Genomic DNA, 15,661 nt, shown 5'->3' with positions numbered 1-15,661 from the left:
GCAAGGCTCTTCTCGCTGGCGCCCATGATCTACCTTTGTCTCGGTCAGCGCTGCGAGCCGAGGTCTGGCTCGTGGCGCACAGGGCCACTTCGTCATCGTCATCGCCATCGCCATCGTCATCGCCATCACTTCGCCGAGTTCATGGGCGCGATGACCTGTTCGGCGCGCCGACGACGGCGGCCGCGGATTATGTGTGGGCAGCGAGCTGATCCCTTGCTAGCGTTACTGTGCTGCGGATGTCGGCGATCGCGCTATTGCTCGCTTCTTCCCTCGCGCTCGAGCCGAGCGCGATGCTCGAGCTGCCCGCGGGCGCCGACCCCAACGAGTACGTCCAGGCCACCTGGCTGCCCGCGATCGCGGCCGAGCCCGTCGAGGTCCCGGCCTGGCAGCGCTACTGGCGGGGCGATCAGACCGAGCACCTCGACCGCCCCCGCTGGATCCGCCACACCACCGGCCCCCGCGAGACCAAGGCTGACCTCGCCGCGCGCTACGGCACCGACGCGAAGATGCTGCGCCAGTGGAACCCCAAGACCCTCGCGCGGAAGCGAAAATTCCTCCGCGAGGGCGTCGAGCTGCGGCTCAAGGCGACCCGCGTCCCGCCCCCGCGCGAGCCGATCACCTACGTGGCCCGTGAAGGCGACACCTGGGAGAGCGTGGCCGTCGACCACCGCGTCGACGTCCGCGATCTCAAGTCCTACAACAACGCCGCCAACGCCGACAGCCTCGACGAGCTCGCCCCCGAGCGCGAGCTGCTCGTGTGGGTCGACCCGGCGATCCCGTGGACCGTCAACCGCTTCCCCGGGCCCGAGATCGACCCCGCGTGGCTCGACATCCCCCAGGGCGCGCTCAGCCACGGCCACCCCAACCGCGGCCGGATCAAGGGCGAGCCCTGCCAGCTACCCGAGATCCCCCAGCTCTACACCCGCCGCTTCGATCGCATCGCCCACGGCAGCAGCCACGCGATCGAGGTCATCGTGACCGCGTTCGCCAACTTTCGCCGCGACACGGGCTACGCGGGCGAGATCTTCGTCGGCTCGATCAGCCGGCCTCACGGGCGCCGCTTTCCTCCGCACCGCTCGCACCAGTCGGGCCGCGACGTCGACATTCGCGTGCCGATGCTGCCGTGGTTCAACACGATGATCGACCCGCCGCCCGAGCAGATCGACTGGCGCGCGACCTGGGCCCTGATCGACGCCTTCCTCGCGACCGGCGAGGTCTCGATGATCTTCTTGGATCACGACCTCCAGCGCCACCTCTACTACGCCGCGATGTCGATGGGCGTCAGCGCCGAGGAGCTCGACGAGATCATCACCTGGCCGCTGCGCTCGGGCACCAAGGGCAAGAAGATCGTGCGTCACTCCAAGGGCCACGATGGCCACATTCACGTCCGCATGAAATGCGGCGACAATGAGCCCGGCTGCCGCACGCGCAGGCCCTGGCGCCCGCCCCCGAAGTAGCGGCGGCGATCGGCCCGCGCGCCGATGAGCGGATATCTTTGCGGGGCGAGTCTGGCGATTGGTCTGTGACCGACATGTCGCATATCCTCTTTCATTGGCGTCGCCAACAATGGAGAGCGAGCACATGCCGATGACACCGCGCCAGATAGAGACAAACTACCACGGCTATCGCGAGGTCTCGATTGCCTTTCGCATCGCCCGGGCCATGAAGCTCGAGGCCCGCGGGGTTCACCTCCGGACCGGTCGAATTCGATGTCCAATGGTCGACGCGTCGCGGACCGAGCTCGTCTATGGTCACAAGGCGTTGCCCGCGACCGACAAGCACGCGTTGGCGCGCTGGGCGAAGGCCCTGGGTGTCCCCCCGGGGCCGCTCCAGTTGATCGCCTATGCCTCGGGCCCGCTCCACTCGGCGCTCACCAACCTGCTCAGAGGTAGCTTCGACGACGACGCCGTCAACTCCGGTCTCATCATCCAGCTCAAGCGCGAGGTCAACACCGGGATCCTCAGCGACGAACAGTTCGAGCAGCACGCGTTCAACGAGTATGTCTGGTCGATCTGGCCCTCGCTCAAAGGGGCCATGATCAACAACGGCTTCTTGCACTCCGAGCCCGCCGCCACGCTCTACGTCGACAGGCGCGCGCTTCGGGCGATCCTCGCCCACAACGCCGACAATTCCCCCTACCAGTGGAAGGGCGTGGGCCGAGTCATGAGCCGGGTCGAGATGCTGCGCCTGCTGATCGGGGTCATGGGCCAGCAGGTGACCCTCGACCTGGGCCGACCAAACAAGACCACCCGCGCGCTCTCGATCCGAGATCTACACGACTTCTACAAGTACGCCGTGTTCCCGGCCAACGTCGAGCAGCGCCTCGAGGCCGCCGGCTTGATCGAGCTACAAACCGTGATCGAGACCCCGTGAGCGGCACTGAAAGCTACACTGCGTCAAAGCCCCTCCAACCGGCCGCTTGCGACCATGCGTAAAAGTCGCTGACGCCTACGGGGGTCATAGCCAACCCGCCCCCTTCTAGGGGGCCACGCAGACCATTGCGAAGCTAACGCCAGCCCACCGAGGGAGGGAGCGCAGCGACCGACCGACCGGCCGCTTGCGGCCGTGCGTGGCAAAGTCGCTGACGCTTGTGGGGGTCATAGACAACCCGTTCTAGCCGAGGTTGTGAAACACGACCTGGACGTCGTCGTCTTGCTCGAGCCGGTCGATCAGCTCGAGGACCTCGTCGGTGTCCTCGTCCGAGAGCTCGGTCGTCGTCTTCGGCACCCACTCGAAGCCCGATGACGCGACCGCGATCTTCTTGGCCTCGAGTCCGGACTGGAGGTTGCCGAAGTCCTCACGCGCGCAGCGCAAGATCAGGACCGGGTCGCCGTCGTCGTTGATGCCGTCGTCGAGCTGCTCGAGGCCGTGGTCGATCAGCTCGAGCTCGAGCTCGTCGCGGTCGAGGCCCTCGGGGTCGAGGCGGAACACCCCGAGCTGATCGAACATGAACGCGACGCTGCCCGAGTTGCCGAGGTTGCCGCTGCCCTTCTTGAAAGCGAAGCGGAGGTTGGCCACGGTCCGGGTCGGGTTGTCGGTCGCGGTCTCGACCATCATCGCGATCCCGTGGGGCCCGTAGCCCTCGTAGAACACGGTCTCGTACCCGTCGACGTCGCCGAGCCCGGCGGCCTTGTCGATCGCGCCTTGGATCTTGTCCTTGGGCATGTTTACGGCGCGCGCGTTTTGGATCGCGCGGCGCAGGCCCGGGTTGCCGTCGGGGTCGGCACCGCCGGACTTCACCGCCATGCTGATCTGTCGGCCCGCGCGGGTGAACGCCTTCGCGTCGCGGTCCCCGCGCTTCATCATCGCCAGCTTTCGATTCTCGAAGGTACGACCCATATCGCTGTCCGGTGGCTCCTGCGGGCTTTTACACCACAGCCCGGGCGGCGGCCAGACCCGGCGATCGGACGCTCAAAACTGCAGCGTGAAGCCTCCGAGGCTCGGCTGCAGGCGCGCCACCGCAGCGGAGGCCTGGCGCTTGCGCTTGCGCCTGGCCTCGATGACCAACCCGGTCCCGGCCGCCAGCGCGACGCCGCCGAGGCCGAGGCCGACGAAGCCCGCGCGCGCGGTCTTGTAGATGTTGGGGCACGCGCCGTTCACATCGCGGACCTCGAGACTACAGGTCGGGCCGTAGTCGCGGCCGTCGATCACGACCAAGGCCACGCCCGCGCCGACGCCCGCGAGCCCGAGCCCGAAGCTGACCCACCCGGCGATCGAGAGCCCGCGTCCGCCCCTGCGCTGGGCCTGGGCCTCGGACAGCTCGTAGACGAAGACCTCCTCGACGCCGAGGGTCGCCTCCCACTTGTAGATCTGCGCGTTGCGTTCGGGCGCCCGGAGCTCGAGCTCGTGGACGCCGGGCGTGACCTCGGCTGTCAGCGGGGCCTGGCCGACTTGCTGACCGTCGAGGATCACTGTCGCGCCGGGCGGCGAGCCCTCGACCCGGACCTGCGGCGCGGCCTCGTCGCGCTCGAGCGCCGCACGCAAGGTTGTGACCTGGGCCTCGATCGTCTCGAGCACCTCGCTGTGCCCGCACATGTCACACAGCTCCGAGGCCTCGGCGAGTTGGCGGTCATCTCGGGTCGAGTAGACCTCGACGTCGATCTGATAGTCACGCTCGTCGACGCCCACGCTCAGCACGAGCACGTGGTCGACGTCCGCGCCACAGCGACTCGTCTGGCACTCAGGGTCGAGGAATACGGCCCGACGATCGATCCGCTCAATCGCCTCGGCGACGGCCGCCTCGATGTCGGACTGCATGTGCGAGGGCAGGTCACCGCTGTAGTTGATCGGTGCGATCCCGATCGGCGTGGCCTCGGCCGGTCCCGCCGCGAGCGCCTGGCCCGCCGCGAGCTGCGACCCGAGCCCAAGTGCGACGCACATCGTTGCGCGTATCCATCCAGACACGGGGTCAAGGTAGCATGCTAAGGAAAAAGAGCAGTTGAAGGTTCGCATGCAAAGTCGTTCAAACGCATCGTTATATTTTGCGCGAGCATTCGTGTGTGGTGGATTCATCCTTTCACTGGCCAGCGCGTGCCATGGCCCCAACCCCGACTACCTCGGGCTCAATGACCAGTCGTTCGCCACCAGCGAAAACGGCGACGGCGAGCACACCATGGACGAAACCGAGAGTTCGGGCACTGCCACGTCCGGAGCCTCGGACTCCTCCGATACTTCTGACACCTCGGACGGCTCGGACTCCTCCGACGGCTCGGACTCCTCCGACACAGGCGACAGCTCCGACACCGGCGACAGCTCCGACACGGGCGACACCGATACCGGCCCCGACCCCGACCCAAGCTGCGGGGACGGGAGCGTCGATCCAGGCGAGCTGTGCTTCAAGTACTCCGATCTCCTCGCAACCTTTGCCGTCGAGGCGCTCGCGGCCGCCGACTTTGACGGCGACGGCCACATGGATCTCGGCGTCGGTCGCAAGGACGACGTCCTCGTGTTGTTCGGTGACGGAACGGGCGAGTTCCCCCTCGAGTCGGATCTGCCCGAGGGCACCGGCGACTTCCGCGGCGCCGCGGCCGGCGACCTCAACGGCGATGGCCTCGCCGATCTCGTCGTCACCAACAGCCAGAGCGACACATTGTTCGTGTATCGATCCCTCGGCGGAGGAAATTTTGCGCCCCCGGTCGGCTTCGTCGTCGGCGATCAACCTCAGCGAGTACGGCTCGCCAAGCTCGACGCCGGGGCCTCGCTCGACGCCGTCGTCGCCCTGACCGCGGCCAACAGCGTCGCCGTGCTGCTCGGCGACGGCGGCGGCGGCTTCGGTCTGCCGACCGCCTTCGCGGCCGGCGGCGACGAGCCCGTCGAGCTCGAGCTCGGGCTCGCCGACCCCGGCGGCGCGCTCGATCTCGCGGTCGCCAATCACAGCGGCCAGCGGATCACGATCCTCCACGACAACGGGCCGGGGCAGTTCGCCGCGCCCCTGGTCTACGAGGTCCCCGGCATGCCTCGCTCCGCCGTCCTCGCCGACTTCGACCTCGACGGCCACCTCGACCTCGCCGCGGTGCTCGAGAACACCGACAGCCTCCACGTGATCCCGAGCGACGGCGCCGGGGGCCTGCTCGCGCCGGGCGTCGCCCTGTCCGTGGGCGACAAGCCCGTCGGGGCGGTCGCAAGCGATCTCGACAGCGACGGAGTCACCGATCTCGTCGTCATCAACTTCGACGACCAGAGCGTGCTGGCTCTGCGCAACAGCCCCGACACGCCGGGTCAATTCACCGCGCAGACCCTGGTGTGGTTCAATGGCTTCGCGGGCCTGTCGGTGATCATCGCCGCCGATCTCAACGACGACAGCGTCGACGACATCATCGTCGGTGGCCACGGGTTGCGCGCGATGATCTCCAGTCCCTGACAGCCGCTGCCCGTGCATCGGCGCGTGGGCGTGTCACGCTGCGAGCGTGCATCGCTTCGAGCGCAGCTTGACCGTTCCGCTCGCCCGCGCCGAGCTGTTCGCCTGGCACGCGCGGCCCGGGGCCTTCGAGCGGCTGGCGCCGACCTGGGAGCGCATGTCGATCGTCGCGCGGCGCGGGACCATCGAAGACGGTGATCGGCTCCACTTTCGCGTTCATCAGGGGCCCTTGCACGTCAACTGGGTCGCGCGGCACTGCGAGTTCGAGGCCGGGCGGCAGTTCGTGGATGTCGCCGAGCGCAGCCCCTTCGCTAGCTGGCGCCACGTCCATCGCTTCGACGACGCCCCCGGCGGCGGGTCGACGCTGCGCGACCAGGTCGAGCTGCGCCTGCCGCTGCACCGTCTGAGCTGGCCGCTCGCGGGCGCGGCGGTCGAGGCGATGCTCGAGCGAATGTTTCGTCAGCGACACCTGCGGACGGCGATCGATCTGCGTCGGCACGCCCGTGTCCGCGGGCGCGCGCCCAAATCGCTGCGGATCACCGGCACCCGCGGCCTGCTCGCCGAGCAGCTCGCGGCGTTTTGGACCACCGGCGGCAACGAGCTGCGCGAGGCTGGAGGCGCCGAGGCGACCGTCCACATCGGCGGGGCCTCCGAAGCGCTCGCCCGCGCGTGTGAGGCCCGATCCGCGACGCTGCCCGCGGTCATCGTCATCGTCGCCTCGTCCACGCGCGAGGCCGCCGCGGCGCTGACCCAAGTCCGCGGCGCAGGCAGGCGCGTGGTCACCCTCCAAACTGGCGTGGTCGTCAGCGCGCGGCATCCCCTCGTTCGCGGCGCGCGTCGGCGGCTCGAGCAGCACGTCGCCAGCTCGGGCTTCATCGATCTGGACGACCTGGTCGGGCTCATCCATCGGGCGGTCTTCGACGAGACCTTCGAGGGCCCGCACGACGCCGTCGCGGCGGCGGATCGGGGCGAGCGTGGCGTCGAGCTCGACTTCCCGACCCTCGGCCAGAGCCTCGCCCACCAGCTCGGTCGGCTCGACGAGCGAGCGCTCGCGCGGGCGCTCGAGGCCTTTGCCGCGCTGGACTGATCGCCTCGACATCGACGATGGTCTCTATCGTCTCCAGTGGGGGGAGCTCTCGGTCGCCCCTTCAGCTCACGTCGAACAACATCAACCTCACGATGGTCATGCCGCCGTCGCGCGTGGTCGTCTCGATCACGTTGGCGGCCGACGGATTCGCGGCCCCGTTGCCGGCGCGGGTGCCGGGGTCGTTCATGATGAATTGCCCAGCTTCGTTGCGACCAACGATGACGACAAAGTGATCGCCGGCGCTGTCGCTGTCCTTGCCGTAGTCGACCTCAGCAATCGTCGGCATGTTGGCGTCGATTCGTGCGTTGATCGTCGACGCGAACTGGCTCCTGTTGGTCATCTTGGCCGTGGTCACGGTCAGCGTGGGCAGATCCGCAGAGGCTCCGGCCGAGAGGGCTTTGGCCCAGTAGACCGCGTTACCCATGTAGCCCCCCTTGGCGTCGAGATGCTCGTCGAGCTGCTTCGGGTTGATGTCGCGTCCATAGTAGGCGAGCACCATCGCGACCGCCGTGATCGCGCAGCCCTTGGCCTCGATCGACGAGCTCGAGCCGAGGGTCCGCGCGCCCCAAGCCTGGTCGCCCTGACAAAAATGAGGCACCGACGAACCATCGCGCACGACCAGCACCACGCACTCGGAGTCAGGAGCGGGCGCAGCTGCCTCCGCGGCGGTCACGGGCCGCGTTCCACCCATCACGCTGACGAACTCGACGGGGTTGTAGTGCCAGACCTTGCGATCCTCGGGAAGCTCGACCCCGGCGGCCACAGCTTCGTCCCACCACAACAGCGGAGAGATGCGCTGTTTCAAGCTGGCGGTTCGCCACCACACGGCCTGCCTTCGCAAAGCGGCGATCGCCTTGTCGAGGTTGATGCCCCACTCACTGACGAAGCGGCACCCGTAGCGCCGCAGCTCCTTCGCGCGCGCGTTGTTGGCGTAGAACTCCCGGATCTCGTCGTGCGTGAGGATCGCGTCGGAGCCGAACCAGTCTTGCTCGACGAGCTCGAGAATCTGGGCCGCATCCATATTGTAGTCCTCGTCCGTATCTTCGACGCAAGCCCAGCTGGGCATCAGCGCCTCACCTGCGAACACCTCCCAGTGGATCAGGCCGGCGCGGTAATTTGGCGAGCCGTACTCACCCATCAGCCACAGCGGCTCCCCCGCCTCGACCGAGACCGGGGCGGTCTCGTCGCTGACCCGAACCACGCCGCCTTTGGCCAGCTCCTCGGCCAAGCCCTCGCGGCCCGCGGCGATCCAGCGAAGCCTCTCCAGGCCCGGATGTCTCTTTGCGAGCGGCCGCGGATCGAGGTGCATGTAGAGCGAGTACCAGGTCCAGGGCTTGCCGTCGGCGAAGAGCTCGTCCGTGGCGCCGACGGCCTCGAGCCAGCTTGGATCGTACGCCGCGTAGCCCTGCTTGCCGAGCCAGGTCGCGTCCGTCGAGCCAACAACCTCGAGCGGAATCCAAGCGTATCCCCCCTTGTCGACGTCAGGTTCACCGGCGCGTCGCCGCAACAAGTCGCCGACGTGGAGGTGACCGTGTGTCGCGCTGCGACCGGGCTGCGGCCGGAAATTGAGCGTGGAGATCCGGACGCGATAGGTCTCGACCGGCTTGCGATTGGCCTGACGCAGCTGCGTCGCAGAGGCGACGTGGCGCAGGAGGATGAAGTTGACGCTGCCGTAGTGGCCGTGGCCCTGGCCGTCGGCGTCGGTCTCGAACATGCGGGCGGCGACCAGCTCTCCGTCCGCGCAGGCGCCGATCACGGTCGCGCCTCGCTCACCACGCAGGTGCAGACCACCGTGCCAGACGGTGTTGGCACCGAGCGGGAAGTAGCCGCCCGGGTGCTGCTTCTCGCTGTGATCGTAGTAGCCGGCGAGCGCCTCGTCAGTCACCTCGACCCCGTGGCCGAGATCGACGGGCAGCGCGAAGCGGCAGGCTGCCAATTGCCGACGGACGTCGTCCATGTCGACCTTGGCGCCGGGGCACGACTTGCTCGTGCGGTAGGCAGCCGCGACCACCCCCTGATCGACGAGGGTGTTGATCTCCCGGTGGCCGAGCACCTTCTCGGCCGGGATCTCGTACTCGTCCATGAGCCGCCGCGTCAGCTCCAGCCCAGCCTCACGCTGCGCGACGGTGAAGTCCTCCTCGTCACCGTCACCCGAGAAGCAGATGCCGATGCTCTTGCCGTTGAGCCCCTTGGCGTGGGCCCCGACCTCACCCGCGGCCCGCCCGCTCTCGACGGCCCCGCCCTGACGGACGACGTAGTGATAGCCAATCCCCGACCACCCGTTGTGCTTGTGCCAGCCGTCGATCTGGGCCGCGCTCGTGTCCAGGTTTCCGGGGTGGGCCGCCGTGTGCCAAATGATGTACTCGGTGGTGGGTCGCGCGGTCACAGTCAACCTCGTTCAGATCGAGAAGTCCCAGTCGCGGAGGCGCGGGATCCAGGGTCTGCGCACGCGAATGACATGGCCCTGATTGGTCGCCAGCCCGGCGGCAGACCACGCTCGAGGGATCAGCACGAGGCCCGGCTCGTCGGTCGCACAAAACACGTGGCCCGAGCCATCGTCGGCGAGTTTGGTGCAGCCGACACGCTCGCGGAGGTCACGCTGGATCTGGGCGGGGTTCCTGCTGCCCCAATTGAAGCGAGCCAGCTCGAGCGTGCTCGCGCCGACCGTACCCGCGAGCTCGCTGAGGGTCTCGCCGTCGGCGACCGCGTGATCCTCGACGACCGCGAGCGTCCCTCCGAACGGCTCGGGGGCAGGTGCGTCGGCCCAGCCTGCCCACTCGGGCTCGATCGGCGCCGGCTTGACCCCGACGACGTGCCAGATGTTGGAGGCGCGCGCCGCCACGGGGTTCGAGGCGCTCGCCGCTCCCCCGGCGCCAGGCTCGAGCCCGCGAAGCTCGATCGAGCCGTTGGCGTCGGTGTGTCCGAGCTGCTCGCGGCCGTCAGGCAAGCTGACGCGGAGCGCCACCCCAGCAACTGGCTCGCCGCTGTGATCGAGGACCACCTGGAGCGAGAGGCTGTGGGTGCGATCGACGAGCGCCTCGCTCGACCTGGGCTCGGCGACGCTCACCTCACCAGCGCCAGCGCCAGCTCCGGCGCCGAAGGTCGCGCGGCGCTCGGCGAGCAGCGCCAGGTGACCGAGCTGCTCCGTGGCCTGACCGATGAGGCCCTCGATCAGCTGGTCCTCGTCGACGTCCGAGCGCAACCCGAACTCGCGCAGGTAGAGCCTGCGCAGCGGGATCTTCAGCTCAGGTTCACGCAGCGCGACGCGAAGCACAGACCGGGCCATCGACGGCCGCACGAGCACGACCCCGGGTGAGAGCGAGCTCGACGCCAGGCTCCGTCGCTCGACGATCCGGTAGCGCGCGAGGCCATGGCGAAAGCTGATGTCGACAGCCATCTACGCCCTTGGTCGTGGTGACCACGCGAGTGTTCGCCCTCAGCGGTAGCGATAGGGCGTACCCACGAAGGCGTCCAGGCCTGCGAGCGCGTCGGCGCCGGCCAAGAAGGGGCTGGCGTCGGGGTCGAGCCCGCGCAGGTAGGCGTCGAGACGCTCGGCGTCGTGGCTGGGCTCGTAGGGTTGGCTCGTGTCGAACAGCTCGCGGGGAGGGGGTGCGCCCATGCCCTCGGGCAGGGGCGAGAGCATGTCCTCGGTCTCGGGGTGCTGGTCTTTGCGGTGATGGTGCTCGAGGCGCGCGAGGCTGGCGTCGAACCACGCGAGGTAGGCGCCAGAGTCGGGCAACACGTGCAGCGCGAGGTTGCGCATCCACAGGCTTCGAGCCTGGATCGCGGCGTCGTCGTCGAGGCCGAAGTAGGCGTCACCGGCGATCGCCATCATGATCAGCAAGGGGCCGCGCACGGGGCCGCGCCAGCGGTCCTCGTCGATCTCGACGTAGGGGAAGTAGGCCCAGTGCACGTTCGCGGCCCAGCAAGCCTCGAGGTAGAGCCGAGGCGTCTCGTCGTGGTTGACGGCGGCGAAGCGGTGGAGGATCCACTCGCCAGATGCGTAGGCGAGCGCCGCGTTGGCGCGGCCCGTGAGTTGACCCAGGCGCGCGAAGGCCTCGCCCTCGAACGGAACATAGTAGCGATGCACACGCCACTCGTCCCACTCGAAGTGGAGAGTAGGTACGCAGGAATTGGAGTTGAGAGCCGGTTTGAGGACGTGAAACATGTCATCGAACTCCACGGGCGACCCGTCGAGGAGGTCCCCGGGTCACTTGTCGCAGTAGGACTGGCCTTCGGTCTCCTTGCCACGCTTGGCGTCGCAAATGACGACATCAATACAGCTGGACGCAGCGCAGATCAGCCTCCTACAGTCCTCACAGGGAGAATTCACGTCATCCGGGTCACGAGGTTTGGGCCAGTCAATCGCCATCGTGACTCGGGGCTTTGGCCCGCCCCCCATGGCCACCATGCTTGCCGCGTCCCTGAACTCCCGCGAGGCCCACAGCTCCTCGAGGATCCGAGACTCCGTATGCGCCGTATCCGGCGTAACGTTGCTCTGTGTGTTCGAATACGTATGCTTGCCACCCCCACAAATATCGGATTCTTTTGGAAGATAGCCCTCCCCCTGCCCTCCCCGCCGCTCGGAGCTCGTGCCCGTCAGCGGCTTCGTATACCCGTTGTCATACTTTTGGGGAATCTCCCTGCTGCGAGATTTTCCGAAATACGACACACCGTTGAGATCGAGCTTGAAGTGAGTCGTCGTCGCGGTCTGGACGTATTTCTCAATTTGCGTGGTATCCACCTTCCCCAGCCTCTCTCGATCTCCCGTATTTTGCTGATGCAGCGCTTCACAGCTCGTCCGCTCCGCAGACACGGCCAGGAATTTACCGAGGCTCACCGTCGTGTTAACCGTGTTGTTGTTGTTCGCCCCCGTCAGATCCAGCAGCCGACACACATTCCCCCCCTCCGCGAACACATCCGTCGAGTATGCCGAGAATTTGAGCGGCCCCGTGATCTCATGGGAGACCACGCCCATCCCGAGGCTCTTCGTGGCCGGCTCGTCCCCGGTGCTCTTTTTGTACTCCGAGCTGTTCTTCCGCATCACCTGCTTGCCAAGGATCAACACCGTCTTGCACCCCTTGTTCGTGTCGCTCGACAGCGCCGTCAGCGGATAGGGCAGCGGGATCGGCCCGACCGGCGGAGGCGGCGGGCTCAAGCACACGTCGGGCATCGACACCACGCTCTTGTTGCTCGACTTTTTTGCGGCGATCTCTCGGTTGTTGGCGTAGACGGTCATGTTGGGCTCCAAAATTCACAGGTCACGGCTGCACGCTCCCCCGCGTCCTCCATCGCAAACACGAGGCTTCGTGGCCCGCGGTCGTAGCCCTTGCAGTAGGCATCGCGCAGCCAACCGAGCAACAGCGGAAAGACCGCGGCCCCGACCTCACCGATGAGCTCGATCGGGTGCCAGACGTCGCAGTAGCCGAGCCGCCGGGCCGGGAGGCCCTCGGGCCGCGCACGGTCGAGGCGCCCCTCGGCGAAGGCCGACTCCTTGAATTTCCAGTGCTCGCCGTTGATGTCGCAGAGGCGCAGGTCGAGGGCCGCGTAAGAATGGCCCGCCTGCGCGAGGGCCTGACGAATCGCCGCCGTCAGCCCCCGACCGGTCACGGGGTGCGCCGTTGAGTCCCCCGCGCCCGCGGGATCCTCGGCCCAGCCCACGCCCGTGAGCAACAGCTGCGGCGCCCGGGCAGCGCGGGCAGGACCAACCAGGATCGCGCTCGCGGCCTCCCCAGCCACAAAACCGTTGCTGTTGACCTCGGACTTCATCCGTCGCTGGCGCAGGTAGTGCACGGCCAGGCGCTGACGCATGAAGCTCTCGACCCCCGCGATCACGCACACGGGCAGCTCGGCGCGACCACAAAGCTGCGCGGCGACCTCCAGCGCAGCGACGATCCCCGCGCGGCCGCCCGCGATCGTCGAGCTGTAGACCGCGAGCGGGTGCCCGAGCTTGTGCGCGAGATCGGCGAGCAGCGCCGTGTCGAGTTGCTCCCAACGATGCGGCCGGTGTTCGGGCGGGACGATGACCACAATCGGCACCTGCCGCGGATCGATGTGCTCCCAGCCGGGGATCGAGGCGAGCGCGTCGACGCACTCGAGGATCGGCGGCGCGAGCAGCTCGGCGAGCATGTCCCGACCTTCCCACCACTGGTGCATGAGCGGCCGCCCCACGCTGAGGTACTCGCCGACCAGGATGTCCCAGAGGTTGTCCTCGTACAGTCCACTGAGTCCCCCGCGCATCGCCGCGCAGCTGGTCGGCGCGTCAAAGCCAACGGCCGTGACCATGCCCTGGGCGTAGACGGCGAGCTGCCCGGCGCTCACGCACCACCTCGCTCGCGCTTGCGCGCCGCGACCAGAGCCCCGAGGCTCGGGTAGTAGGTCTTGCCCCGGGCTCGAGCCCGTTGCGCTCGCATCCACCGCTCGCCACGCCCGCCCACCACCGTGTTCGCAAGCTCGAAGACCTCGCGCGCGAGCGTCTTGGTCACGCGCCAGGTCAGCGTCATCCTGCCGGCGTCGGGCTCGAGAACGATCGTGTCGACCTTGGCGCGGACCTCCTCGGGCGCGCCGACATGGGGCACGAACAGCACCGGGAGCTCGAGCTTCGGCAGTCGCATGCGCAGCGACCCAGCGGGTGTCAGCCCGATCAGTTCGACGGGCTCGCCGCCCACGGGATAGGGCACCTGCTGATCCGGAGGCGCACACTGGAAGTAGCGGTAATCAAAATCGTCGGGCCAAAACGGGGCCCGCTCCTGCAACCATTGCTCATCGTAGCTGCCCCCGTAGCGAACACGGGGTTGCCAGTGACGCCCGATCGGCCCGAGCGCCATCGGTCGGTAGTCACGACCCGGCGCGGTGATTTGGCGACCAAGTTCTTCGGTGTTGGGCATGGGGTACACGTCCTCGTCGAGCCCGGCGATCGCGTAGCCACGCCCCACTGGATTGGCCAGACAGGTCGCGACCCGCCCGGGGTTGCGCGGCGCGAGCTCGGTGCCGCCATAGGCCGTGTCGTAGGAGAAGCGCTGGCGCGCGAACATCGTCGGCGGGCTCGGAACAAAGCTCCCGGCCGCGCGAACCCAACCCCGATCACCGGTCACGACGAAGCGCTTGTGCAACGCGCCCACGCGCATCGAGACTTCCACTCTCGGGGTCGGGCGACCGTCGGGCGGATAGGCCGAGCCGTGCAAGACGACGTCGCAGCGGGGCTTGTGGGTCGCGTAGTCATTCTCAAAGCGCATCGCCGTGGTCTCGGGGTCGCCGGCAAACTCGTCGGAGTCGAGCAAGGGCACTTGCTGCTCGGCCAGCGCGGGCTCGGCCCAGCTCGGCTCAGCCAAGGGCAGCTCGTAGGTGGCCTTGGCCACGACAACCAGCTGCTCGTGCCCGGTCCGGGCGAAGGCGAGGGTCCAGCCGGCCTCGTAGGTCGTGTTGTTCTCGAACAGCATCACCACCCCAGCCAATCTCGTGCCTGGCGCTGGCCCGGTTGGCGCGTGAGGTAGAGCGACCCTCGCCGCAGCGCGGCCAGGTCCTCGGCCGCGAGCATTCGCTCGAACTGCGTGCCCGCGACCAGGGTCTCACGCAGCGAGCTCTCGTCGATCGCTCGACCCCGAAGGTAGCGCTGGTTGGGATCGAACTCGCCCGCGTGCGCTGCCCACCACACCCGGACGGCCTCGGGATCGGGGCGCGGCAGCGGATCGGCGAAGCGCTCGACGTCGATCTCGTCGATACCCGGGTCCTCGTCCTCGGGCTCGGCCTGGTCCTCGTCGAGGTCGAGATCAGCGTACTCGACGTCAACGCCAACGATCACGCTGAAGGCGATCCCGGCCAGGCGCGCGTGCTCGGGCTCATGCATCAAGGTGATGAGGTCATCGACGACCCCGATCCGCCCGTGGCCGATGGCTGCATGGAGCGCCAAGCTCGTCAACTGCGGCCGCTCTCGGTACATGCGATAGGAGGCCGCGCCGGCCTCGGTGTCCTGATGGCGCAGGTACCAGCGGACCGCGGCTTGGGCGTAGCGGGGCTCGCTCATACAAGCCTCCAGGGCCGACCACACCGCAGCGTGACGCCGGTCGAGGAGCAGGGCCGAGCGCGCCGCATGAAAGCGCGTAGCGAGCACCGGGTCGTCGAGCCGCGCGTTGACGTGGTCAACGAATTCGACGAGGCCGCGCTCGCCGACGATCCGCAGCGTCTCCTGCACGAGCTCGGGGTCGTCGGACTCGAGCCACTCGCGCGGGCGCGGGGGAATGATCCCGCTCACCCCAAAGCCCGCCGCCGCGAGCCGACGATCGTGCCGCTGATCGGATCTGGCCAGCGCGGCGAGCCGCCAGCTCACGTCCGAGGGTCGAGCCCAGGCGATCCCAGCCACCAGCTCACGCCCGAGCTCCGGCTGCGCGCGCGCGAGTTGGCCGAGCTCCTCGAACCACCGCGCCTCGCTGCCCGCGAGCGCCAGCGCGGCCGCGGCGAACATCGTGCCAGGCTCACCCGCCTCGATCCGCTCGAACGCGAGCTGCCACGCTCGAGCGCCGCCCAGCCTCCCCCCCTCGATGTGGGCGCTGACACGCTCGTCAACCATGATCAGCTCGCGCAGGCGGTAGTGATGCGAGCGACAGGCGCGATCACGCTGCGACCAAGTCATCGCAATCTCGTCGACGTGGCGGTCGAGGATCCGCTCGTTCGTACGCCGCGAGACCACCCGCGGCGCGATGCCGATGAAGCGCTGCATC

13 protein-coding genes are annotated in these 15,661 nt (G+C 68.1%); 4 read left to right on the top strand and 9 right to left on the bottom strand.

Translation table 11 applies throughout. The features are described from left to right. Positions 1-236: 236 nt before the first annotated feature. Positions 237-1,457, top strand: coding sequence for a LysM peptidoglycan-binding domain-containing protein (locus tag ENSA5_RS18420; protein WP_146155843.1), 1,221 nt, complete (start codon positions 237-239; stop codon positions 1,455-1,457). 124 nt (positions 1,458-1,581) lie between these two features. Beyond that, the gene (locus ENSA5_RS18415; protein ID WP_146155842.1) at positions 1,582-2,373 is read left to right on the top strand and encodes a hypothetical protein; all 792 of its coding nucleotides are present in this window, start codon (positions 1,582-1,584) and stop codon (positions 2,371-2,373) included. A gap of 240 nt (positions 2,374-2,613) precedes the next feature. Here ENSA5_RS18415 and ENSA5_RS18410 read toward each other — a convergent pair whose 3' ends face one another. Together ENSA5_RS18410 and ENSA5_RS18405 are read right to left on the bottom strand one after the other, a co-directional pair. Further along, positions 2,614-3,339, bottom strand: a complete 726-nt coding sequence (locus tag ENSA5_RS18410; RefSeq protein WP_106392991.1) for a YebC/PmpR family DNA-binding transcriptional regulator — start codon at positions 3,337-3,339, stop codon at positions 2,614-2,616. A gap of 72 nt (positions 3,340-3,411) precedes the next feature. Beyond that, on the bottom strand, positions 3,412-4,380 hold the full coding sequence (locus ENSA5_RS18405) for a PEGA domain-containing protein (protein ID WP_181197893.1): 969 nt from the start codon (positions 4,378-4,380) through the stop codon (positions 3,412-3,414). 115 nt (positions 4,381-4,495) lie between these two features. On the opposite strand from ENSA5_RS18405, the gene ENSA5_RS18400 reads away from it, so the two are divergent. Both ENSA5_RS18400 and ENSA5_RS18395 read left to right on the top strand, forming a co-directional pair. Beyond that, the gene (locus ENSA5_RS18400; protein WP_146155841.1) at positions 4,496-5,860 is read left to right on the top strand and encodes an FG-GAP repeat domain-containing protein; all 1,365 of its coding nucleotides are present in this window, start codon (positions 4,496-4,498) and stop codon (positions 5,858-5,860) included. Between the two features lie 46 nt (positions 5,861-5,906). Next, a complete protein-coding gene (locus ENSA5_RS18395; protein ID WP_146155840.1) occupies positions 5,907-6,944 on the top strand; it encodes an SRPBCC family protein in 1,038 nt (345 codons plus the stop codon). A 61-nt stretch (positions 6,945-7,005) separates the two neighbouring features. Here the strand turns inward: ENSA5_RS18395 and ENSA5_RS18390 are convergent, their stop codons facing one another. The 7 genes from ENSA5_RS18390 to ENSA5_RS18360 are packed head-to-tail and all read right to left on the bottom strand — an operon-like array spanning position 7,006 to position 15,660. Further along, on the bottom strand, positions 7,006-9,330 hold the full coding sequence (locus ENSA5_RS18390; RefSeq protein WP_181197892.1) for an N-acetylmuramoyl-L-alanine amidase: 2,325 nt from the start codon (positions 9,328-9,330) through the stop codon (positions 7,006-7,008). Positions 9,331-9,342: 12 nt separating this feature from the next. Further along, positions 9,343-10,341 carry a carboxypeptidase-like regulatory domain-containing protein gene (locus ENSA5_RS18385; protein ID WP_106392986.1) on the bottom strand — a complete coding sequence of 333 codons (999 nt, stop codon included), beginning with the start codon at positions 10,339-10,341 and terminating at the stop codon, positions 9,343-9,345. 39 nt (positions 10,342-10,380) lie between these two features. Next, the gene (locus ENSA5_RS18380; RefSeq protein ID WP_106392985.1) at positions 10,381-11,127 is read right to left on the bottom strand and encodes a hypothetical protein; all 747 of its coding nucleotides are present in this window, start codon (positions 11,125-11,127) and stop codon (positions 10,381-10,383) included. A gap of 27 nt (positions 11,128-11,154) precedes the next feature. Further along, entirely contained in the window at positions 11,155-12,183 is a 1,029-nt protein-coding gene (locus ENSA5_RS18375) for a DUF4150 domain-containing protein (protein WP_106392984.1), read from the bottom strand. Then, on the bottom strand, positions 12,180-13,265 hold the full coding sequence (locus ENSA5_RS18370; RefSeq protein WP_106392983.1) for a 3-oxoacyl-ACP synthase: 1,086 nt from the start codon (positions 13,263-13,265) through the stop codon (positions 12,180-12,182). Before ENSA5_RS18370 ends, ENSA5_RS18375 begins: the two co-directional genes overlap by 4 nt. Then, the gene (locus ENSA5_RS18365) at positions 13,262-14,383 is read right to left on the bottom strand and encodes a DUF2169 family type VI secretion system accessory protein (protein WP_258182910.1); all 1,122 of its coding nucleotides are present in this window, start codon (positions 14,381-14,383) and stop codon (positions 13,262-13,264) included. Before ENSA5_RS18365 ends, ENSA5_RS18370 begins: the two co-directional genes overlap by 4 nt. Beyond that, a complete protein-coding gene (locus tag ENSA5_RS18360) occupies positions 14,383-15,660 on the bottom strand; it encodes a hypothetical protein (RefSeq protein WP_106392981.1) in 1,278 nt (425 codons plus the stop codon). Before ENSA5_RS18360 ends, ENSA5_RS18365 begins: the two co-directional genes overlap by 1 nt. Position 15,661 lies beyond the last annotated feature (1 nt).

The organism is Enhygromyxa salina (genome assembly GCF_002994615.1).
In the GTDB taxonomy this organism is placed as follows: domain Bacteria; phylum Myxococcota_A; class Polyangia; order Nannocystales; family Nannocystaceae; genus Plesiocystis; species Plesiocystis salina_A.
The sequence above is the reverse complement of the archived record's forward strand: the minus strand, read 5'-3'. Positions and strand labels throughout refer to the sequence as shown.